16 protein-coding genes and 1 riboswitch are annotated in these 20,821 nt (G+C 71.9%); of the genes, 6 read left to right on the top strand and 10 right to left on the bottom strand.

The window, feature by feature from the left end:
* Positions 1–124 precede the first annotated feature (124 nt).
* Positions 125–1,363, top strand: a complete 1,239-nt coding sequence (locus ACFV2J_RS10015; protein WP_385084026.1) for an MFS transporter — start codon at positions 125–127, stop codon at positions 1,361–1,363.
* Positions 1,323–2,642, top strand: a complete 1,320-nt coding sequence (locus tag ACFV2J_RS10010) for a D-arabinono-1,4-lactone oxidase (protein WP_385084025.1) — start codon at positions 1,323–1,325, stop codon at positions 2,640–2,642. Before ACFV2J_RS10015 ends, ACFV2J_RS10010 begins: the two co-directional genes overlap by 41 nt.
* Here the strand turns inward: ACFV2J_RS10010 and ACFV2J_RS10005 are convergent.
* Positions 2,566–3,387, bottom strand: coding sequence for a hypothetical protein (locus ACFV2J_RS10005; RefSeq protein ID WP_385084024.1), 822 nt, complete (start codon positions 3,385–3,387; stop codon positions 2,566–2,568). The two genes, ACFV2J_RS10010 and ACFV2J_RS10005, sit on opposite strands and share 77 nt — an antisense overlap.
* A 471-nt stretch (positions 3,388–3,858) precedes the next feature.
* Here ACFV2J_RS10005 and sepH point away from each other — a divergent pair, with 471 nt between their 5' ends.
* Complete coding sequence (sepH, locus tag ACFV2J_RS10000) at positions 3,859–4,908, top strand: septation protein SepH (RefSeq protein WP_385084023.1); 1,050 nt, start codon at positions 3,859–3,861, stop codon at positions 4,906–4,908.
* A 140-nt stretch (positions 4,909–5,048) separates the two neighbouring features.
* Here sepH and ACFV2J_RS09995 read toward each other — a convergent pair whose 3' ends face one another.
* Entirely contained in the window at positions 5,049–5,900 is an 852-nt protein-coding gene (locus tag ACFV2J_RS09995; RefSeq protein ID WP_385084022.1) for a sulfurtransferase, read from the bottom strand.
* A gap of 325 nt (positions 5,901–6,225) precedes the next feature.
* On the opposite strand from ACFV2J_RS09995, the gene ACFV2J_RS09990 reads away from it, so the two are divergent.
* Positions 6,226–7,041: a VOC family protein gene (locus ACFV2J_RS09990; protein ID WP_385084021.1), complete on the top strand. Its 816-nt coding sequence runs from the start codon at positions 6,226–6,228 to the stop codon at positions 7,039–7,041.
* 140 nt (positions 7,042–7,181) lie between these two features.
* On the opposite strand, the gene ACFV2J_RS09985 is transcribed toward ACFV2J_RS09990, so the two are convergent.
* From ACFV2J_RS09985 to ACFV2J_RS09970, 4 genes are all read right to left on the bottom strand, one after another.
* Entirely contained in the window at positions 7,182–7,829 is a 648-nt protein-coding gene (locus ACFV2J_RS09985) for a thymidine kinase (RefSeq protein ID WP_385084020.1), read from the bottom strand.
* Positions 7,830–7,876: 47 nt separating this feature from the next.
* Positions 7,877–9,064 (bottom strand): alkaline phosphatase family protein, encoded by a 1,188-nt coding sequence (locus ACFV2J_RS09980; RefSeq protein ID WP_385084019.1) that lies wholly within the window; start codon positions 9,062–9,064, stop codon positions 7,877–7,879.
* Complete coding sequence (locus ACFV2J_RS09975) at positions 9,064–9,651, bottom strand: DUF5998 family protein (protein WP_148010892.1); 588 nt, start codon at positions 9,649–9,651, stop codon at positions 9,064–9,066. Before ACFV2J_RS09975 ends, ACFV2J_RS09980 begins: the two co-directional genes overlap by 1 nt.
* A 111-nt stretch (positions 9,652–9,762) precedes the next feature.
* Complete coding sequence (locus ACFV2J_RS09970; protein WP_385084018.1) at positions 9,763–12,603, bottom strand: GNAT family N-acetyltransferase; 2,841 nt, start codon at positions 12,601–12,603, stop codon at positions 9,763–9,765.
* 178 nt (positions 12,604–12,781) lie between these two features.
* Here ACFV2J_RS09970 and ACFV2J_RS09965 point away from each other — a divergent pair, with 178 nt between their 5' ends.
* A complete protein-coding gene (locus ACFV2J_RS09965) occupies positions 12,782–13,063 on the top strand; it encodes an HPr family phosphocarrier protein (RefSeq protein WP_385084017.1) in 282 nt (93 codons plus the stop codon).
* A gap of 182 nt (positions 13,064–13,245) precedes the next feature.
* Here the strand turns inward: ACFV2J_RS09965 and ACFV2J_RS09960 are convergent, their stop codons facing one another.
* The 4 genes from ACFV2J_RS09960 to ACFV2J_RS09945 all read right to left on the bottom strand — a co-directional run bounded on the left by ACFV2J_RS09960 (position 13,246) and on the right by ACFV2J_RS09945 (position 18,069).
* On the bottom strand, positions 13,246–13,941 hold the full coding sequence (locus tag ACFV2J_RS09960; protein ID WP_385084016.1) for a GntR family transcriptional regulator: 696 nt from the start codon (positions 13,939–13,941) through the stop codon (positions 13,246–13,248).
* 188 nt (positions 13,942–14,129) lie between these two features.
* Positions 14,130–14,894: a M23 family metallopeptidase gene (locus ACFV2J_RS09955; protein WP_385084015.1), complete on the bottom strand. Its 765-nt coding sequence runs from the start codon at positions 14,892–14,894 to the stop codon at positions 14,130–14,132.
* Positions 14,895–14,907: 13 nt separating this feature from the next.
* A riboswitch (cyclic di-AMP (ydaO/yuaA leader) is annotated at positions 14,908–15,070 on the bottom strand.
* Between the two features lie 261 nt (positions 15,071–15,331).
* The gene (locus ACFV2J_RS09950; protein WP_385084014.1) at positions 15,332–16,720 is read right to left on the bottom strand and encodes a M16 family metallopeptidase; all 1,389 of its coding nucleotides are present in this window, start codon (positions 16,718–16,720) and stop codon (positions 15,332–15,334) included.
* Positions 16,717–18,069 carry a M16 family metallopeptidase gene (locus tag ACFV2J_RS09945; RefSeq protein WP_385084029.1) on the bottom strand — a complete coding sequence of 451 codons (1,353 nt, stop codon included), beginning with the start codon at positions 18,067–18,069 and terminating at the stop codon, positions 16,717–16,719. Before ACFV2J_RS09945 ends, ACFV2J_RS09950 begins: the two co-directional genes overlap by 4 nt.
* 286 nt (positions 18,070–18,355) lie before the next feature.
* Here ACFV2J_RS09945 and ACFV2J_RS09940 point away from each other — a divergent pair, with 286 nt between their 5' ends.
* Positions 18,356–20,815 carry a DNA topoisomerase (ATP-hydrolyzing) subunit A gene (locus ACFV2J_RS09940; protein ID WP_385084013.1) on the top strand — a complete coding sequence of 820 codons (2,460 nt, stop codon included), beginning with the start codon at positions 18,356–18,358 and terminating at the stop codon, positions 20,813–20,815.
* Positions 20,816–20,821 lie beyond the last annotated feature (6 nt).

The raw sequence follows: 20,821 nt of genomic DNA, 5'->3' as shown, positions 1-20,821 counted from the left end.
CGCGTTCGAGGAGTGCATTAGGGTCACCTAACCCGTAAGCTGTATCGGCTACCTTCACGCCTTACCGGAGTCCGGACGCCCCGTGGTGACCGGGTGGCCGGGCCGAGCCCACCGGAGACACCCCGTGCCCAGCCCGTACAGCGCCCTGTTCGCCGCCCCCGGCTCCAAGGGCTTCTCCGCCGCGGGCTTCCTCGGGCGGATGCCGCTGTCGATGATGGGCATCGGCGTGGTCACGATGATCTCCCAGCTCACCGGGCGCTACGGGCTCGCGGGCGCGCTGTCGGCGACCATGGCGCTGGCGGCCGCGGCGCTGGGTCCGCAGGTCTCCCGGATGGTGGACCGGTACGGGCAGCGCCGGGTGCTGCGCCCCGTCACCCTGTTCGCGCTCGCCGCGTCCGCCGGGCTGCTGCTCACCGCGCACTTCGAGTGGCCCGACTGGGTGCTGTTCCTCTGCTCGGCCGGGATCGGCTGCGTGCCCAGCATGGGCGCGATGGTCCGGGCGCGCTGGGCGGCCCTCTACCGGGACACCCCGCAGTTGCACACCGCGTACTCCTTCGAGTCCGTGGTCGACGAGGTCTGCTTCATCTTCGGGCCGATCCTCTCGATCGGGCTGTCCACGGTGTGGTTCCCCGAGGCCGGACCGCTGCTCGCGGCCTGCTTCCTGGCAGCCGGCGTCTTCTGGCTGACGGCCCAGCGGGCCACCGAACCCGTGCCGCACCCGCGCGAGCAGCACACCAGCGGTTCGGCGATGGGCTCGGCCGGACTCCAGGTCCTGGTGGCCACCTTCGTCGCGACCGGGGCGATCTTCGGGGCCGTCGACGTGGTCACCGTGGCCTTCGCCGAGGAGCAGGGGCACAAGGGCGCCGCGAGCGTCGTCCTGGCCCTGTACGCGGCCGGCTCCTGTCTGGCGGGGGCCGTGTTCGGGCTGTTGTCCTTCAAGGGGTCGCCCGAAGCCCGGTGGCTGCTGGGCATATGCGCGATGGCCGTGAGTATGATCCCCCTCCTACTGGTCGGAAACTTGCCGTTCCTGGCCGTGGCGCTGTTCGTTGCGGGGCTTTCCATCGCTCCCACGATGATCACGACGATGTCCCTCATCGAACAGCACGTACCACGCGCGAAACTGACCGAGGGCATGACCTGGGTGAGCACCGGACTCGCGGTCGGGGTCGCGCTCGGCTCCTCCGTGGCCGGCTGGGTGATCGACGCCGCCGGCGCGAAGGCCGGGTACGGGGTTCCGGCCGTGTCCGGGGCCGTCGCGGTCGCGGTCGGTTTCCTCGGGTATCGCCGGCTGAACAGGCCGGTTCCGCAGCGGGAGGGGACCCATGAGCACCACAGTGAGCGGGAAGAGCGGCACGTGGCGTAACTGGGCGGGGAACGTCACCGCCCGTCCCGTACGGGAGGTCACCCCCGCCTCGGTCGAAGAGCTCTCCGCCGCCGTACGCGCGGCCGCGGACGAGGGCCTGACGGTGAAGGCCGTCGGCACCGGACACTCCTTCACCGCCGCCGCCGCGACCGACGGCGTGCTGATCCGCCCTCAGCTGCTGACCGGCATCCGCGCCCTCGACCGCGAGGCCGGCACCGTCACCGTCGAGGCGGGCACCCCGCTCAAGCGCCTGAACCTGGCGCTCGCGCGTGAGGGGCTGTCGCTCACCAACATGGGCGACATCATGGAGCAGACGGTGTCGGGCGCGACCAGCACCGGAACCCACGGCACGGGGCGCGACTCGGCCTCGATCGCCGCCCAGATCAAGGGCCTTGCGCTGGTCACCGCGGACGGCTCGGTCCTGACCTGCTCCGAGAAGGAGAACCCGGAGGTCTTCGCGGCCGCCCGGGTCGGCATAGGCGCCCTGGGGGTCGTCACGGCGATCACCCTCTCCGTGGAGCCCCTCTTCCTGCTCACGGCCCGCGAGGAGCCGATGACCTTCGACCGGGTCACCGCCGACTTCGACGAACTGTTCACCGAGAACGAGCACTTCGAGTTCTACTGGTTCCCCCACACCGGCAACTGCAACACCAAGCGCAACAACCGCAGCGCCGGCCCCGAGCGGCCCGTCGGGCGGCTCGGCGGCTGGATCGAGGACGAGTTCCTCTCCAACGGCGTCTTCCAGGTGGCCAATCTGCTCGGCCGCGCCGCGCCCGCCGCCATCCCGGCGATCGCCAAGATCTCCAGCCGCGCGCTCTCCGCGCGGACGTACACCGACATCCCCTACAAGGTCTTCACCTCCCCGCGCCGGGTGCGCTTCGTGGAGATGGAGTACGCGGTCGCGCGCGAGGCGCTCGTCGACACGCTGCGCGAGCTGAAGGCGATGGTGGACCGTTCCCCCCTGCGGGTGAGCTTCCCCGTCGAGGTGCGCACCGCCCCCGCGGACGACATCACGCTGTCCACCGCGTCCGGCCGGGAGAGCGCCTACATCGCCGTGCACATGTTCCGGGGTACGCCCTATCAGGCGTACTTCACGGCGGCCGAGCGGATCTTCACGGCGCACGAGGGCCGCCCGCACTGGGGCAAGGTGCACACGCGGGACGCGGAGTACTTCTCCGGGGTGTATCCGCGCTTCGGTGAGTTCACGGCGTTGCGGGATCGGCTGGACCCGGATCGGCGCTTCGGGAATGACTACCTGCGTCGGGTGCTGGGCTCGTAGACGCGCTCGGCGTCGGTGTCCCGTCGGGCGTCTGCGGGCCGGCGCTGGAACTCGGCGTCGGCGTGGGGGTCGTCACCCCGTTCCCGCCGCCCGTCGTGCCGGAGCCGTCGCCCGAACCGGGGTCCGAGGGCGGCCGGGAGGAGCCGGTGGAGGGTGTCGTGCCGGAAGTGCCCGGAGTGCTGGGAGTGCCGGACTCCGGTGCGGAGTCCGGGCCCGTACCGGACGAACCGCTGCCGGAGCCGCTCCCCTTGAGGGCGTCACCGACGGTCGTGCTCCCGTCCCCGCTGAAGCTCCGCCCGGAGGCCAGTTCGTACGTGGTGACGCCCGCCATGGTGACGCCGAAGACGAGCGCCGCGGCGACCAGCGGCCGCTTCCAGCTCCTGACCCGGGCGCGGTAGACGGTCCCCTCGCCGAACTCCCCCGGCGCGGACGCGGTGGACTCCGCCGGCGCCGGCGCGGGCCGGACCCCCGGCCGCGTCGGCTTCGCCTGGACGCTCACGTCGCGTATCTGCTCGCCGGTGCGCTTGAAGAAGTGCTGGAAGACGGTGCCGCCGCAGGTGGCGACGACACTGACCAGGCCCGCGCCCAGGATCGTCCCGTAGACGCCGAAGTAGGAGGCGAGTTTCGCGGCCACCACGGCGGCCACCGCGCTGCCCGCCACTTGCGGGAGGCTCAGCTCCAGCCGCTTCCTCCCGGCCTCCGCCGCGGCATTCGGATCTTCCCCCGCACCCGGCATTCCACGCATACCCGGACCTTGCCTGCCTTTCCCGTACTTGGTCGACCTACTGCACGAGAAAGGACGGCTGAAGGAAGCCTTTAGTTCCGTTTGCGCCGGTTACGTGAAGTACGCCACGTTTCATGGCCACGAAAACCGCGCATCGGGCGGCCAACTACCACCCCCCGCTAGAAGTTGGGCGGCGTGCCGATCCACGCACATGGCCCGAATGGAGTACTGTTGCGAGCCCTGGGTCCGGACTCCCGCCAGGGTGTCCGGGGCCTGTCAGGACCGCCGGGAGGGGGCTCGTTGCACAGGGTGATGGAGTTCGTCACTTAGCGTTGCGAATAGGTAACCGTGCCATAACGGCGAGCTCGGGCCCGTGCCCGACACGCCGGGCAACTCGGCAAGGTTGTGGCAGGCTGCACCCGGGCAGGCCACACTCGACTAGCGGAAGCAGCGACGCACGTGACGTCGGCAGGCACCACCCGGGAGGTCCCCATGCCGGAACTGCGTGTCGTGGCCGTCTCTAACGACGGCACACGGCTGGTGCTGAAGGCTGCGGACAGCACGGAGTACACGCTTCCGATCGATGAGCGTCTGCGCGCCGCCGTCCGCGGCGACCGTCCCCGCCTCGGCCAGATCGAGATCGAGGTGGAGAGCCATCTCCGCCCCCGTGACATCCAGGCGCGTATACGAGCCGGTGCCTCCGCGGAGGAGGTCGCCCAGCTCGCCGGGATCCCCGTCGACCGTGTGCGCCGCTTCGAGGGCCCCGTGCTCGCCGAGCGCGCTTTCATGGCGGAGCGCGCCCGGAAGACTCCCGTCCGCCGCCCCGGCGAGAACGCCGGACCCCAGCTCGGCGAGGCGGTCCAGGAGCGGCTGCTGATCCGGGGCGCCGAGAAGGACACCGTCCAGTGGGACTCGTGGCGTCGCGACGACGGCACCTGGGAAGTCCTGCTGGTCTACCTGGTCGCGGGCGAGCCGCACTCCGCGAGCTGGACGTACGACCCGCCCCGGCGGCTCGTCCAGGCCGTCGACGACGAAGCGCGTTCGCTGATCGGCGAGTCCGACGATCTCGCCGCGCCCGAGCCGAGCTTCCCGTTCGTACCGCGCATCGCGCGACTGCCCCGGGACCGGCCCCTCGACCGCGCCCTGGACCGGCAGATGGAGCGGCCGAGCCTGCCGCCGTCCGAGCCGGTCGAGGAGGGCGCGGGCGACCGCGACTCGCTCACCAGCCTCCTGGAGGCGGTGCCCAGCTTCCGGGGCGACATGGTGGTGCCCGAGCGGCCCTCCACCACGGAACTCCCGCCCACGGAGGAGCCCGAGACGGAACCCGAGACGGAGGAGCCCCCGGCTCCCGCCGCCTCGGCCGGCGCCGGTTCCGCCTACGCGGACGTCCTGATGCCCCGCTCGGTGGGCAGCCACCGCGACCGCCTGGTCGGCGCGACCGACCGCCAGGCCGAGGCCGACGGCGTCCGCCCCGGCCGCAGAGCGGCGGTACCGAGCTGGGACGAGATCGTCTTCGGCACCCGGCGCAAGAAGCAGGACTGAGGGAAGTAGCCGGCTTGAAGCAGCGGGACGGAAGTCCGGATGCGGCCGGAACGCGACCAGCGGCCACTCGGCCGGTCACTCGTACGAGCGATGGGGCCCCCACCGGATCAACGTCCGGATCGGTGCGGGCCCCGTCGTCGTCACTGGGGGTCGGGCCCCACGGCGACCGGACGGTTCCCGTCCCGGGACCACTCCGACCACGAACCCACGTACAGCGCGGCCGGAATGCCCGCGACGGCGAGCGCCAGCACCTGATGAGCCGCGGAGACGCCCGAGCCGCAGTAGACACCGACCTCCGAAGTGCCGGTCGCGCCCAAGGACTTGAAACGTTCGGCCAGCTCGGCGGCGGGCCTGAACTCCCCGCTCTCGGTGACGTTCTCCGTGGTCGGCGCGGACACCGCGCCCGGGATGTGACCGCCCACGGGGTCGATCGGCTCCACCTCGCCCCGGTAGCGCTCACCCGCCCTCGCGTCGAGCAGCAGCCCCGTACGGGCGAGCGCGGCGGCGCCGTCCGCGTCGAGCAGCGAACGGGCTCCCGGCACCGGGACGAAGCTACCGGCGGCGGGCGGGGGGACGTCGGTGGACAAGGGCCCGCTCCACGCGGACAGGCCACCGTCCAGCACACGCACCGACGGGTGACCCGTCCAGCCCAGCAGCCACCAGGCGCGGGCCGCGGCCCAGCCGATCCCGCCGTCGTACACGACGACATCGCGGTCGTCGGACACGCCCGCGGCGCGCATCGCCGCGCCGAAGACCTCGGGATCGGGCAACGGATGACGGCCGGCGTCACCCGCCTTTCCGGCCAATTCGGCGTCCAGGTCGACGAAGACCGCACCGGGGATGTGGCCCGCCTCGTAGGCGGCCCGGCCGTCGAAGGGCGCGGCCCCGTCGGCCGTGGCCAGGGAGAGCTGCCAGCGGATGTCGAGCACGACCGGCGGGTTCGGACCCGCCAGATCGCTCGCGAGTTCGGAGGCGGAGATGATGGCGTTCATGGCCACCATCCTCGCGCACGGGGTGGCCCCGGCGTCCAGCTCCGGCTACTCTGCTCGGCCGGACAGGTCCGATCACGAGGCGTACGGGATCGGGCACGTGCTGTACAGCCGATGGACACCCTGCGGCAATGGTGCGGAAACGGACGGGAAACGGCACATCGGGCATCCTCCGGCAGTGGACCGCGACATGACGGTGCGGTCAGGGCGCGCAGGGTGACGGGTAGTGCGAGCATCGACACGGGGCGTGCACGCGCGCGGCTGCGGCACGCGTGTTGGTTAGGCGGACGGTGAACGGCCACCGCGAGGGGCCGAGGAGAGAGTGACGATGACCGAGGCACGGGGGCCGGCCGGCCTGAACGGCACAACGCACACGCGGCACGCGCCCGGCGTTCCCTGCTGGGTGAGCCTGATGGTGCACGCGATGGACACGACCCAGGAGTTCTACGGAGAACTGTTCGGCTGGGAGTTCGAGCCCGGCCCGCAGCAACTCCCGCGGCAGCTCGGCCCCTCCGCTCGGGCCCTGCTGGACGGTCACGAGGTGGCGGGCATCGGCCAGATGCCGCCCGACCAGCATCTGTCGATCGCCTGGACACCGTACTTCGCCTCGGACGACGTGAACCAGACCGCCGAATCGGTACGGCACTGCGGTGGCACCGTGGGTGTGGGTCCGCTCGACGCGGGCGACGCCGGACGGCTGGCGATCGGTCTGGACCCGACCGGCGCCGTCTTCGGGATCTGGCAGGCGGCGGCCCATCTGGGCACCGGGATCATCGGGGTGCACGGCACGCCGGTCTGGATCGAGCTGGTGACCCGCGACACCGAGAGTGTCGTCAAGTTCTACCAGGGGGTCTTCGGGCACGAGCTGGAGCCCGTCGTCTCGGCCGACTTCGACTATGTGACCCTCCAGTCGGACGGCCGCGCGGTCGCGGGCATCCACGGCGTCGGCCACGGCCTGCCCCGCGATCGCGGCCCGCACTGGCTGACGTACTTCGAGGTCAGGGATGTCGACGCCGCCACTGCCCAGGTCGCCGAGCTCGGCGGGCACATCCTCCGGGCCGCCCACGACTCGACCTACGGACGCGTGGCCACGGTGGCGGATCCGGAGGGCGCGGTGTTCTCGGTCATCCACACCGACCGCTGACGGGACCGCCGGAGCGCCCGCACGACCGGAAGAACGCCGGGCCCGAGGACCGGACGACCGTCCGCCGGACCGCCGGACCGCCGGGCGATCGGGCTGGGCGGGCGCTCCGGCGGACGATCCGTTGAGGCGGCCCCGAGCGGTCAGGCGGAGGCGATCGGGAGCACGTCCGGGGAGAGGGCGCCCGCGCGGGCGGTGGCCGCCGTCATCCGGCGGCGGTGGTGGCGACGGCACAAGACCTCGTAGCCGACGTTCTCCGCCTGGTTGACGTCGCCGACGACCACCTGGGCGCCCTCGACGACCATGGCGCCGCCTATCGTGCGGGCGTTGTGGGTGGCGCGGGCGCCGCACCAGCACAGGGCCTCGACCTGGAGGACCTCCACCCGGTCGGCCAGCTCCACCAGGCGCTGCGAGCCGGGGAAGAGCTTGGAGCGGAAGTCGGTGGTGATACCGAACGCGAAGACGTCGATGTCCAGTTCGTCGACCACACGTGCCAGTTGGTCGATCTGCCGGGGGGCCAGGAACTGGGCCTCGTCGGCGATCACGTAGTCGGCGCGGCCGCCCTGCGAGAGGTGTTCGACGAGGTAGGCGTACAGGTCCTGGTCGTCGGCGACCTCCACCGCGTCCGTGACCAGGCCCAGGCGTGAGGAGAGCTTGCCCTCGCCCGCGCGGTCGTCCCGCGTGAAGATCATGCCTTGCAGGCCCCGGGCCGAACGGTTGTGCTCGATCTGCAGAGCAAGCGTCGACTTCCCGCAGTCCATCGTTCCGGAGAAGAACACCAGCTCGGGCATGGGGAGTTGAGCACCTTTCGGCGAGGAGGGGGCGGGCGGACGGAGGGTCAGGAACGTACTTCCAGGAGCGGGACGTGCTGCTCCGCCGGGGTCATCGAACCGTGGTTGCCGACCATCGCGGACTCCTTCGGCTCCCGCTCGGTCGCGATGATCAGCACGTCGTCCCGGGCCGCCGCGACGACATCGCCGATCCTGGCGTACACCCGTTCGTCGACGCGGGGTCCGAACCAGCCCGCCGCGATCGCCTCGTCGCGCGAGGCCACCCAGAACTGCTCGCCGAGCACCTCGCGCCAGCAGGTCAGGACGTCCGCCTCGGCGCCCGGGACCGCGTACACGTGCCGGGCCCGGCCCTCGCCGCCGAGCAGGGCGACCCCGGCCCGCAGCTCCCAGTCCTCGTCGAAGTCGATGCGGTGCTGCTCGTCGAACGGGATGTCGATCATGCCGTGGTCCGCGGTGACGTACAGCGCGGAGCGCGGCGGCAGCTGTTCGGCGAGGCGCTGGACCAGTCGGTCGACGTACATCAGCTGGCCGCGCCAGGGGTCCGAGTCGACGCCGAACCGGTGGCCCTTGCCGTCCACCTCGGCGTAGTACGTGTACACCAGGGAGCGGTCCCCCGCGGCGAGTTGCGCGGCCGCGAAGTCCATCCGGTCCTCGCCGGTCAGCCGGCCGTGGAAGGTGCCGCCGCTCAGCGCGACCTTGGTGAGCGGAGTGTTCTGGAAGGCGGGGGACGAGACCTGGGCGGTGTGCACTCCCGCCGCGTCCGCCAGCTCGAAGACCGTGGGGTACGGCTGCCAGGTGCGGGGCTGGGTCCACGGGATCCAGCGGAGCTGGTTCATCAGCTCGCCGGTCCCGGGGTTGCGCACGGTGTACCCGGGCAGACCGTGCGCGCCGGGCGGCAGGCCCGTACCGACGGAGGCGAGGGAGGTCGCGGTGGTCGCCGGGTAGCCGGCGGTGATCGGCCGTCCGGTGCCGCCCCGGGAGGACTCCAGGAGCGACGCCATGAAGGGGGCCTCGTCGGGATGCGCCTTCAGCTGCTCCCAGCCGAGACCGTCGATCAGGAAGACGCAGTTGCGGTCGGCGCCGGTCAGCTCCGGTATGGCGGCGGTCGTCCCGGGGACCGACATGCCCGCGGCGAGCGTGGGCAGCAGATCCGCGAGCGAGCCGGCGCCGTACTCGGGGACGGGCGCGGACCCGACGGCCAGGGGTTCCGGGTGATCCCAGGTGGAGAGGGCCATCAGCGCGTGGGGTCCGCGGTCGCCTCGGAGAGGGACTGCGCGAAGGCCAGGGCCTGGCGGACCGTCTCCGGGCCGTCCCCGGCCTCGCTGACGCGCAGGCTCAGGTCGTCGGCCGTCGAATTGCCGGTGTAGCCGTGGTCCGCCTCGCAGTTGGGGTCGCCGCAGGCCGCGGGCTCCAGGTCGATACGGGCGACGGCGCCCCAGCCGATGGTCAGGACGACCTCGCGGGGCAGGGTGCCCGGCGCATACGACTCGGGGTTGGCGACGACACGGCTGACCACGACCGACGAGATCCGGCCGAGCTTCACGGACTCCGTCGACGTGGTCGCGTAGGGCGTCGGCGAGGTCGTGTCCGCGTTCTGCTCGTCGGTGTGGCTCACGATGAAGCGGTTGCCCGTCAGGACGAGCACGGTGACGTGCCGGCGCACCTCGTTGGCGTCGAACGTCGTCTCCTGGTGGACCAGGTACGACCGGATGGCCTCGCCGCCGATCGCGGCCTCCACCGCCTCGGCCACGAGGGCCGGGTAGTAGCCGCTGCGCTCGATCGCCGCTCGCAGCCCCTGGGTCGTCGTACTGGTCTTGGCCATGACGTCCATCCTACGGGGGCCCACTGACTGCGAGGCACCGCTCGTGGGTCTCTGTCGTGGACGGATCAGAACGAACGCGCGGACGGCGCCGGTGCGGCCCGGGACCGCCGGTCAGACGACGGGCAGCGTCCGGGGGCCGAGGTCGTCGCGGAGGGGGGCGCGGGCCAGCCGTACGGTGGCGCCGAGCACGCTCAGACCGTGCGGGGCCACCACCACGGGCTCCAGGGAGACTCCGACGACCTCCGGATGATCGTCCACCAGGCGCGACACCCGCAGCATCACCTCTTCGAGGGCCGCGGTGTCGACGGGTGCCGAGCCGCGCCAGCCGAACAGGAGCGGCGCCGTCCGGATCGACCGGACCAGCGAGCTCGCGTCCCGGTCGGTGACCGGGATCAACCGGTGCGCGGTGTCCCCCAGCAGCTCCGAGGCGGCTCCGGCCAGGCCGAACGAGAGCACCGCGCCGGCCGCGGGGTCGATGACGGCCCGGACGACCGTGTCCACCCCGCGCGGCGCCATGCCCTGCACGACCGGCCGCAGCTCCTGCGGTGTTCCGAAGAGCTCGGTCAACTCCGCGTACGCCCTGCGCAGTTGTTCCTCGTCCGCCAGGTCCAGGCGTACGCCGCCGAGGTCGGCGCGGTGCCGCAGGTGCGGGGCAGTGGTCTTGAGGGCCACGGGGTAGCCGAGGGTGCGCGCGGCCGCGGCGGCCTCGCCGGGTGTGGGGGCGGGCAGTGCCCGGCGCACGTCGACTCCGTACCGCGCGAGCAGCGCGCAGGTGTCCTCCGCCGCCAGCGTCAGCCCCGTGCCCCGGGAGAGCAGCGCGTCGATCTGCTCGGCGGCGCCCTTCTCGTCGATGTCGTCGTACTCGGGCACCCTGCCGGGCTCGGCCGCCTCGCGTCGCCACTGGGCGTACTTCACGGCCTCGGCGAGCGCGCGCACGGCGCGCTCGGCGGCGGGGTAGGCGGGGATGAGACGCGTCTCGTCGGGTGCACCGGCCCCGGCGGACGGCCCCTCCGGGTCCTGCCGCCCGACGGGAACGGGGTGCGCGCCGGGCCGGGCGGCCTCCGCGGGGCCGCCGGGACCGGTCTGCGGGGCCGTACTGGCGGCGGCCGACAGCGCCTCGGCGAGCCCACCGAGCTCGACGTGCGCCACCAGCACCGGCTTCGCCGGGGCCGACGCCGAGGCCGAGCGCAGCGCCTCCGCCAGGGCGGCGTCCTGCACGGAGCTCTCCCCCACCGCGGGGATGGCCGTCACCACGACGGCGTCGCACCTGTCGTCGGCCAGCGCACGTGCCAGCGCCCGGCGGAAGTCCTCCGCCGAGGCCTCGGTGGTCAGGTCCAGCGGCGGCAGCGGCCGCAGCCCCTCGGCGAGGCACGCGTCGAAGGTCAGCAGTCCCAGCGACTCGGAGTTGCCGAGGATCGCCACCCGGGGGCCGGGCGGGAGCGGCTGGCGCGCGAGCAGCAGGCCCGCGTCGACCAGCTCGGTGATCGTGTCGACCCGGATCACCCCGGCCTGCCCGAGCAGCGCGGAGACGGTGGCGTGCGGCAGCCGGGTGGCGCGTACCGCGTGGCCCTGGGGAGCCGCGGCGTGCCGCGCGCCCTGCACCACGACCAGGGGTTTCGCCGCCGCCGTCCGCCGCGCCAGCCGGGTGAACTTGCGCGGGTTGCCGATGGATTCGAGGTACATCAGGGCGACGTCGGTGTCCGGGTCGTCGTACCAGTACTGGAGGACGTCGTTGCCGGACACGTCCGCGCGGTTCCCGCTGGAGACGAAGGTGGACACGCCGGTGACGCCCGTGACGCCGCCGCCGCGCCGGTGCAGCCGGGACAGCAGGGCGATCCCGATGGCGCCGGACTGGGCGAACAGGCCTATCCGGCCGGGGCGTGGCATCTCCGGCGCCAGGGAGGCGTTGAGGCGCACGGCGGGCGAGGTGTTGATGATCCCGAAGGTGTTCGGGCCGATGATCCGCATGCCGTACGTGCGGGCCTGGCGGACGAGTTCGCGCTGGCGTTCGCGCCCGCCGGGACCGCTCTCCGCGTACCCGGCGGAGACGACGACGAGGCCCTGCACCCCGTGCTCGCCGCACTCCGCGACGACCTCGGGGACGTAGGGCGCGGGCACGGCGACGACCGCGAGGTCGACGGGCTCGCCGATGTCGCGGACGGAGCGGTGCGCGGGGACCCCGTCGAGCTCCTTCTCCTCGACCGACCTGTTCACCGCGTACAGCCGGCCCGTGAAGCCCGCCTCGCGGAGGTTGGCGAGGACGCTGCGGCCCACCCCGCCGGCCGTACGTCCGACGCCGACGACGGCGACCGAGCCGGGCGCGAGCAGCCGCTGCACGGAGCGGGCCTCGGCGCGCTGTTCCCGCGCGCGCTGCACGGCGACGGAGCGGTCGGTGGGTTCGAGGTCGAACTCCAGGCGTACGACGCCGTCCTCGAAGTGCCGCTTCTGCTGGTACCCGGCGTCCGTGAACACCTTGATCATCTTGGTGTTGGCGGGCAGTACCTCGGCGGCGAACCGGCGGATCTTCCGCTCCCTGGCCACCGCGGCGATGTGTTCCAGGAGGGCCGAGGCGACGCCGCGCCCCTGGTGCGCGTCCTGCACGAGGAAGGCGACCTCGGCCTCGTCGGCCGGCGCGGAGGCGGGCAGGCCCCCGACACCAATGCGATCATAGCGTACGGTGGCGATGAACTCGCCGCCGATGGTGGCCGCGAGCCCCACCCTGTCCACGAAGTCGTGGTGCGTGAAGCGGTGGACGTCCTTGGCGGACAGGCGCGGGTACGGCGCGAAGAAGCGGTAGTACTTCGACTCGTCCGAGACCTGCTCGTAGAAGCTGACCAGGCGCTCGGCGTCGTCGACGGTGATGGGCCTGACACGGGCCGTGCCTCCGTCGCGCAGCACCACGTCGGCCTCCCAGTGGGAGGGGTACTCGTGCCGGTCCGACGAGGTCTGCATGGGCCCCAGAGTACGGCTCGCGTCCGACAGCGGCGCGAGGCAGGCTAGGGGCAGCGGATTCGGATCCAGGCCGGGGTCCGAAGCCGGGTCCGGGGCAGGTACGACACCCGCTCCGGGCGCGCTTCACTCTATGGAACACTGGTCTAGACAACCCTGAACCCCTGAAGGGCAGCATCACATGGCTGAGCGCCGCGTCAACGTCGGCTGGGCCGAGGGCCTCCACGCCCGTCCCGCCTCCATCTTCGTCCGGGCGGCCACGGCCTCCGGCATCCCCGTGACGATCGCCAAGGCGGACGGCAGTCCCGTCAACGCGGCCTCCATGCTGGCGGTCCTCGGCCTGGGCGCCCAGGGCGGCGAGGAGGTCGTCCTCGCCTCGGAGGCCGAGGGCGCGGACGCCGCCCTCGACCGGCTGGCGAAGCTGGTGGCGGAAGGCCTCGAAGAGCTTCCCGAGACCGTCTGAGGAATCCCCCTCACGGGGTTCCCCACAGGCGGCGGTGAAGGCCTTTCACACCGAAGGACTTCGCCTCGTACGCATTTCGAAGGGCTCGCCCGAAAAAAACGGGCGGGCCCTTCTTTTTTTCGAATTGCGGGCAGCAGAAATAATCCCCCGCGAATTACCTCTCTTTGTATACGGCCCCCGTGTTAATGACGCAGGCCCGTCATGTTTACGGGATGTTGCGAAGTCCTCACACGGTCCGGGCGATCTCCCCCACCGGGAAACCTCAGCCGGTGCGCGGCCGTCGCGCGCTCGGTGTGCAGCGCCGTGACGGTCCGGGCCCGCTCACCGTCGCCGCGCGCCACCGCGTCCACGATGCCGCCGTGCTCCGCCCAGGACTCCACCGGGTCGGCGGGCGCCTCGACCGTGTACATCCAGGCGATCTTGTGCCGCAGCTGGGCCAGCGTGGACGTCAGCGCGGGACTCCCGGAAGCCTGCGCGAGCGTCTCGTGGAACCAGCCGCCCAGGGAGCGCAGATCCTCGCTGTTCCCCCTCCTGGAGCGTTCCTGACCCAGCCTGACCAGGCCTCGCAGCACCTTGAGGTGGGCCTCGGTGCGCCGCTGGGCGGCCCGGGACGCCCCCAGCGGCTCCAGGAGCATGCGCATCTCCAGCAGGTCCGCGGCCTCCTGCTCGGTGGGCTCCGCCACGCACGCGCCCGCGTGCCGGCGGGTGACGACGAACCCCTCGGCCTCCAGGGTGCGCAGGGCCTCGCGCACCGGGACGCGCGAGACGCCGTAGCGGCGGGCGAGCAGTTCCTCGGTGAGCCGGCCGCCGCGCTCGTAGACACCCGCGACGATGTCGTCGCGGATCGCCGTGCATACCGAGTGCGCGGGAATGCGCATGACCCGACCTCCGCCTTAATCCCCGCGAAACGCGGTCGATTGACGCTCGTTCGGCGACTCTATTGCAGCGAGCCGGAATTTCCGATGGCGGGCCGGAATCCATGGATATTTTTTGGACAGACAGCCGTTCGAAACGACGAAGCCCCGGCTCGGGTGAGCCGGGGCTTCGAAAGCGGGGACGCCGGGCGTCAGACGTTCACGCCGTGCGAGCGGAGGTAGGCGACCGGGTCGATGTCGGAGCCGTACTCCGCCGTGGTGCGGGCCTCGAAGTGGAGGTGGGGCCCGGTGGTGTTCCCGGTGGCCCCGGAGAGGCCCAGCCGGTCGCCGGGCGTGACGGTCTGGCCGACGGCGACACCGATGGACGACAGGTGGCCGTACATCGTGTACGTGCCGTCGTGCATCCGCAGGACGACCTGGTTGCCGTAGGCGCCGCCCCAGCCGGCCGTGACGACCGTGCCCGAGCCGACCGCGTGGACCGGGGTGCCGGACGCCGCGTGGAAGTCCACGCCGGTGTGACTGCCGGAGGACCAGAGGCTGCCGCCGGCCTTGTAGCCGGTGGAGACGTACGAGCCGGGGATCGGCAGGACGAAGGTGTTGAGGCGCTTGCGCTCGGCGGCGCGGGCGGCGCGCTCCTTGGCCTCGCGCTCCTTCTCGGCCTCCTCGACGGCCCGCTTGCGCGCGGCCTGTTCGGCCTGCCGGCGGGCGGCGGCCTCGTCGGCGGCGCGCTGCTGCGCGGCGGCCTGCGCGTCGATCTGGGCGGCGACCGTGTCGCCGATGGTGACGGCCTGGGTCAGCCCGGTCTGCTCGACGGAGCTGTCCGCGGCGAAGGCCGGGGCGGCCAGGGTTCCGATGACACCGGTGGTGGTGAGCGCCGCGACGCCGACGGCGTTCGAGGTGGTGCGCTTCACGCGGCTCGGACGACGGTGTTTCCCGGTGCCACAGGTGAACGCCATGAAGGGGCTTGGTCCTTTCCTTCCCTCTCGCCTACCGGGTTAGCTGACGGGTTCGGAGCAGGAAGGTCTCCTACGGACGCCCTCACGGGGAGGGGGGTCCGATTCACCCCAGGGACTGCGTACGGGTCCCCGGCTCCCCTGGCTCGCGCCGTACGGGGACTCGGCGATGACTGTCCGGTGCCGCGGACGCGGCGCACTGCCTGACGAACAGCCGGACCGACGCTAAGGGGGCCGACTTTCAATCAACAAACGGATCACGGTTTTTGTAGTGCATGCCACAGGGCAGAAAGGCAACCACCCCATCAATACGGACAAATTGAGGATGTTGTCCGGGCAAAAGGGGACCCGGGCGACTCTTCGGTCACCCGGGCCCCCTGGGACGTGCGTTTTCCGCCGCGTTCCCTGGCGCGTTCTTTGCCGCGCTCTCCGTCCGGCTTCTACTCCGCGGCCACGACGGTCACTTCACCGATACCGAGCGCCTTGACGGGCTCCTCGATCTGCGCGGCGTCGCCCACCAGGACGGTGACCAGACGGTCCACCGGGAAGGCGCTCACCGCCGCCGCGGTGGCCTCCACGGTGCCGGTCGCGGCGAGCTGCTGATACAGCGTCGCCTGGTAGTCGTCCGGCAGGTACTGCTCGACCTGGTCGGCGAGGGTGCCCGCGACGGCCGCCGCGGTCTCGAACTTGAGGGGCGCCACACCCACCAGGTTCTGCACGGCGACGTCCCGTTCGGCGTCCGTCAGACCGTCCGCGGCGAGGGTGCGCAGCACCTTCCAGAGATCGTCCAGCGCCGGCCCGGTGTTCGGGGTGTCCACGGAGCCGCTGATGGCGAGCATCGCGATACCCGTGCCGTCCGGGGCGGAACGCATCACCTGACCGAAGGCCCGCACCCCGTAGGTGTAGCCCTTCTCCTCACGCAGCACCCGGTCCAGGCGCGAGGTGAGGGTGCCGCCGAGGCAGTACGTGCCGAGCACCTGGGCGGGCCAGACCCGGTCGTGCCGGTCCGAGCCGACACGGCCGATCAGCAGCTGCGTCTGGACCGCGCCGGGGCGGTCCACGATGATCACGCGGCCGGTGTCGTCGGCGGTGACCGGCGGTACCGGACGCGGCTCGGCGGAGGAACCGGTCCAGGCGCCGAGCGTCTCGGCGAGCAGCCCGTCGAGGTCCACGCCGGTGAGGTCGCCGACGATCACGGCGGTGGACGTGGCCGGGCGCACGTGCCGGTCGTAGAAGGCGCGGACGCCCGCCGCGTCGATCTTCCGCACGGTCTCCTCGGTGCCCTGCCGGGGACGGGACATCCGCGAGGTCACCGGGAACAGCTCCTTGGAGAGCTCCTTGGCGGCACGGCGGGCCGGGTTCGCGCTCTCGTGCGGGATCTCGTCGAGCCGATTGCGCACCAGCCGCTCGATCTCGCTCTCCGCGAACGCCGGTGCCCTCAGGGCGTCGGCGAGCAGACCGAGCGCCTTGGGGAGGCGCGAGACGGGCACTTCGAGGGAGAGGCGTACACCGGGGTGGTCGGCGTGCGCGTCCAGGGTGGCGCCACAGCGCTCCAGCTCGGCGGCGAACTCCTCGGCGGAGAGCTTGTCGGTGCCCTCGGAGAACGCGCGCGCCATGATCGTGGCGATGCCGTCGAGTCCGGCCGGCTCGGCCTCCAGCGGCGCGGCGAGCAGCACCTCGACGGCCACGACCTGCTGGCCCGGCCGGTCGCAGTGCAGCAGCGTCAGGCCGTTGTCCAGCGTGCCGCGCTCGGGGGCGGGGAAGGCCCAGGGCTTGGGCCGACCGGCCTGGGGCTGCGGGTGGAAGTCCATGGTGGCGAGCTCGGTCACTTCGCCGCCTCCTCGTCGGTGTCGTCGGCGGCGTCGGCCGAGTCGGTGGCGTCGGTGGTCGGCTCGTAGACGAGCACCGCGCGGTTGTCGGGGCGCAGGCGGGCCTTGGCGACCTCCTGGACCTCCTCGGCGGTGATGTCGAGGATGCGCTGCACGGCCGTCAGGGCGAGCAGCGGGTCGCCGAACAGGACCGCGTACCGGCACAGTTCGTCGGCGCGGCCCGCGACCGTACCGAGCCGGTCCAGCCACTCGCGCTCCAACTGGGCCTGGGCGCGCTCCATCTCCTCGGCCGTGGGGCCCTCCTCGGCGAACCGGGCGAGCTCCTCGTCGACGGCCGCCTCGATGACCGGGACCTCGACGTCGCCGGACGTCTTCACGTCCAGCCAGCCCAGGGAGGGCGCCCCGGCGAGCCGCAGCAGACCGAACCCGGCCGCGACGGCGGTGCGGTCGCGGCGTACGAGCCGGTTGTACAGGCGGGAGGACTCACCGCCGCCGAGGACGGTCAGGGCGAGGTCGGCCGCGTCGGACGCGCGCGTGCCGTCCTCGGGGAGCCGGTAGGCGGCCATCAGGGCGCGCGCCGGGACCTCTTCCTCGACGACCTCGCGCAGCTGCCCGCCGATGGTCTCGGGCAGCGAACCGTCGCGCGGGGCGGGCTTCCCGTCGTGGCCGGGGATGGAGCCGAAGTACTTCTCGACCCAGGCGAGCGTCTCCTCGGGGTCGATGTCCCCGACGACCGAGAGCACCGCGTTGTTGGGCGCGTAGTAGGTGCGGAAGAAGGCGCGGGCGTCCTCCAGGGTCGCCGCGTCCAGGTCCGCCATCGACCCGATCGGGGTGTGGTGGTACGGGTGGCCCTCGGGGTACGCGAGCGCGGTCAGCTTTTCGAAGGCGGTGCCGTAGGGCACGTTGTCGTAGCGCTGCCTGCGCTCGTTCTTGACGACGTCCCGCTGGTTCTCCATGGACTCGTCGTCGAGCGCGGCGAGCAGCGAGCCCATCCGGTCCGCCTCCAGCCAGAGGGCGAGCTCCAGCTGGTGGGTCGGCATCGTCTCGAAGTAGTTGGTGCGCTCGAAGCTGGTGGTCCCGTTCAGGGAGCCGCCCGCGCCCTGCACCAGTTCGAAGTGGCCGTTGCCCTTCACCTGGCCCGATCCCTGGAACATCAGGTGCTCGAAGAGGTGGGCGAGTCCGGTGCGGCCCTCGACCTCGTGGCGCGAGCCGACGTCGTACCAGAGGCACACCGCCGCGACCGGGGTCAGATGGTCCTCGGAGAGCACCACGCGCAGGCCGTTGGCCAGGCGGTGCTCGGTCGCTGTCAGGCCGCCGGAGCCTGTCTCAGCTGTGGCCGTGTGACCCATGGGCATGTACGTCCCTTCGATCGCGGAAACTGCAGAATTCCTGCCGGTCCTGCCACTGTATGCAAGCGCGCCGACGGGTGGCGAAGTTCCCGCGCCCCGTACGCCGAGAGCGAGACTCACCTGCGCCGCGAGGGCGGCCCTCCGGTCGCCGGGAGCACGCGGAAAGGGGCTCCGCGCAGCCCCTACGGACGGGTCGCGGTCCGCGTTGTCAGTGGGGCGGTCCACAATGGTGCGCGTCAGATCCCGTTCATGCCCCGGCAGAGACTGTGAAGGAGCCGCAGCAGCGATGGCCCGCCGCAGCACGAAGACCCCGCCGCCCGACGACTCGTACGAGGAGAAGATCCTCGACATCGACGTCGTGGACGAGATGCAGGGCTCCTTCCTCGAATACGCGTACTCGGTCATCTATTCGCGAGCCCTGCCGGACGCCCGTGACGGCCTCAAGCCCGTGCACCGACGCATCGTCTACCAGATGAACGAGATGGGGTTGCGCCCCGACCGCGGTTACGTGAAGTGCGCCCGTGTCGTCGGCGAGGTCATGGGCAAGCTCCACCCGCACGGCGACGCGTCGATCTACGACGCGCTGGTGCGGCTCGCCCAGCCCTTCTCGATGCGCCTGCCGCTCGTCGACGGCCACGGCAACTTCGGTTCGCTCGGCAACGACGACCCGCCGGCCGCCATGCGTTACACCGAGTGCCGGATGGCCGACGCCACGTCACTGATGACCGAGTCCATCGACGAGGACACGGTCGATTTCGCGCCGAACTACGACGGCCAGGAGCAGGAGCCCGGCGTCCTCCCCGCGGCGTACCCGAACCTCCTGGTCAACGGCTCGTCGGGGATCGCCGTCGGTATGGCGACCAACATGCCGCCGCACAACCTCGGCGAGGTCGTCGCCGCCGCCCGGCACCTGATCCGCTACCCGGGCGCCGACCTGGACACGCTGATGAAGTACGTGCCGGGACCCGACCTGCCCACGGGTGGCCGGATCGTCGGCCTGTCCGGGATCAGGGACGCCTACGAGTCGGGCCGCGGCACCTTCAAGATCCGTGCCACGGTGTCCGTGGAGGACGTGACGGCGCGCCGCAAGGGCCTCGTCGTCACCGAACTGCCCTTCACCGTCGGTCCGGAGAAGGTGATCGCCAAGATCAAGGACCTGGTCGGCGCCAAGAAGCTGCAGGGCATCGCCGACGTGAAGGACCTCACCGACCGCGCGCACGGCCTGCGCCTCGTCATCGAGGTCAAGAACGGCTTCGTGCCGGAAGCGGTCCTGGAGCAGCTCTACAAGCTGACGCCGATGGAGGAGTCCTTCGGCATCAACAACGTGGCCCTGGTGGACGGCCAGCCCCTCACCCTGGGCCTCAAGGAGCTCCTGGAGGTCTATCTCGACCACCGCTTCGAGGTCGTACGCCGGCGCAGCGAGTTCCGCCGCGGCAAGAAGCGCGACCGGCTCCACCTGGTCGAGGGTCTCCTCGTCGCGCTGATCGACATCGACGAGGTCATCCGTCTGATCCGGTCCAGCGAGAACTCGGCGCAGGCCAAGGAGCGCCTGATCGAGCGCTTCTCGCTCTCCGAGGTCCAGACGCAGTACATCCTGGACACCCCGCTGCGCCGCCTCACCAGGTTCGACCGCATCGAGCTGGAGTCGGAGCGCGACCGGCTCAACGGCGAGATCGACGAGCTGACCGGCATCCTGGAGTCGGACGCCGAGCTGCGCAAGCTGGTCTCGACCGAACTGGCCGCGGTGGCCAAGAAGTTCGGCACCGACCGGCGCACGGTGCTCCTGGAGTCGGCCGGCTCGCTCGCGACGACGGTTCCGCTCCAGGTGGCGGACGACCCGTGCCGGGTACTGCTGTCCTCGACGGGGCTGCTCGCCCGTACGGCCAACGGTGATCCCTTCGCCGAGGCGGAGGACGCCAAGCGCACCAAGCACGACCTGATCGTCTCCGCGGTGCCCGCGACGGCCCGTGGTGAGATCGGGGTGGTCATCTCCTCGGGCCGGCTGCTCCGGCTGAACGTGATCGACCTCCCGCAGCTGCCGGAGACCGCGTCGGCGCCCAACCTCTCGGGGGGTGCGCCGATCTCGGAGTTCCTGTCCTCCCTGGAGCCGGACGAGACGGTCGTGTGCCTGACGACCCTCGACGAGTCGTCGCCCGGTCTGGCGCTCGGCACCGAGCAGGGCGTCGTGAAGCGTGTGGTACCCGACTACCCCCTGAACAAGGAGGAGTTGGAGGTCATCACGCTCAAGGACGGTGACCGGATCGTCGGCGCGGTCGAGCTGCGCACCGGCGAGGAGGACCTGGTCTTCGTGGCCGACGACGCCCAGCTGCTGCGCTACCAGGCCTCCCAGGTCCGCCCGCAGGGCAGGGCCGCGGGCGGCATGGCGGGCATCAAGCTCACCGACGGCGCCAAGGTGATCTCCTTCACCGCGGTCGACCCCGCGGTGGACGCGGTGGTCTTCACCGTGGCGGGCTCCCGCGGCACGCTGGACGACTCCGTCCAGACCACGGCCAAGCTGACACCGTTCGACCAGTACCCGCGCAAGGGCCGGGCCACGGGTGGCGTGCGCTGCCAGCGGTTCCTGAAGGGCGAGGACTGCCTGTCGCTGGCCTGGGCGGGCGCGGCTCCGGCGCGCGCCGCGCAGAAGAACGGCACACCGGCCGAGCTGCCGGAGATGGACCCGCGCCGCGACGGCTCGGGCGTGTCGCTGGCGAAGACGGTGTCGGTGGTGGCGGGTCCGGTGTAGCGCCGG

It is taken from the genome of Streptomyces sp. NPDC059668, assembly GCF_042734135.1.
Classification (GTDB): Bacteria; Actinomycetota; Actinomycetes; order Streptomycetales; family Streptomycetaceae; genus Streptomyces.
The sequence above is the reverse complement of the archived record's forward strand: the minus strand, read 5'-3'. Positions and strand labels throughout refer to the sequence as shown.

Bases quoted from the DNA above. Each gene is read 5' to 3' on its own strand.
- ACFV2J_RS10010 (WP_385084025.1), top strand. From the start codon at position 1,323: ATGAGCACCACAGTGAGCGGGAAGAGCGGCACGTGGCGTAACTGGGCG.
- ACFV2J_RS10005 (WP_385084024.1), bottom strand. From the start codon at position 3,387: ATGCGTGGAATGCCGGGTGCGGGGGAAGATCCGAATGCCGCGGCGGAG.
- sepH (WP_385084023.1), top strand. From the start codon at position 3,859: ATGCCGGAACTGCGTGTCGTGGCCGTCTCTAACGACGGCACACGGCTG.
- ACFV2J_RS09995 (WP_385084022.1), bottom strand. From the start codon at position 5,900: ATGAACGCCATCATCTCCGCCTCCGAACTCGCGAGCGATCTGGCGGGT.
- ACFV2J_RS09990 (WP_385084021.1), top strand. From the start codon at position 6,226: ATGACCGAGGCACGGGGGCCGGCCGGCCTGAACGGCACAACGCACACG.
- ACFV2J_RS09985 (WP_385084020.1), bottom strand. From the start codon at position 7,829: ATGCCCGAGCTGGTGTTCTTCTCCGGAACGATGGACTGCGGGAAGTCG.
- ACFV2J_RS09980 (WP_385084019.1), bottom strand. From the start codon at position 9,064: ATGGCCCTCTCCACCTGGGATCACCCGGAACCCCTGGCCGTCGGGTCC.
- ACFV2J_RS09975 (WP_148010892.1), bottom strand. From the start codon at position 9,651: ATGGCCAAGACCAGTACGACGACCCAGGGGCTGCGAGCGGCGATCGAG.
- ACFV2J_RS09970 (WP_385084018.1), bottom strand. From the start codon at position 12,603: ATGCAGACCTCGTCGGACCGGCACGAGTACCCCTCCCACTGGGAGGCC.
- ACFV2J_RS09965 (WP_385084017.1), top strand. From the start codon at position 12,782: ATGGCTGAGCGCCGCGTCAACGTCGGCTGGGCCGAGGGCCTCCACGCC.
- ACFV2J_RS09960 (WP_385084016.1), bottom strand. From the start codon at position 13,941: ATGCGCATTCCCGCGCACTCGGTATGCACGGCGATCCGCGACGACATC.
- ACFV2J_RS09955 (WP_385084015.1), bottom strand. From the start codon at position 14,894: ATGGCGTTCACCTGTGGCACCGGGAAACACCGTCGTCCGAGCCGCGTG.
- ACFV2J_RS09945 (WP_385084029.1), bottom strand. From the start codon at position 18,069: ATGGGTCACACGGCCACAGCTGAGACAGGCTCCGGCGGCCTGACAGCG.
- ACFV2J_RS09940 (WP_385084013.1), top strand. From the start codon at position 18,356: ATGGCCCGCCGCAGCACGAAGACCCCGCCGCCCGACGACTCGTACGAG.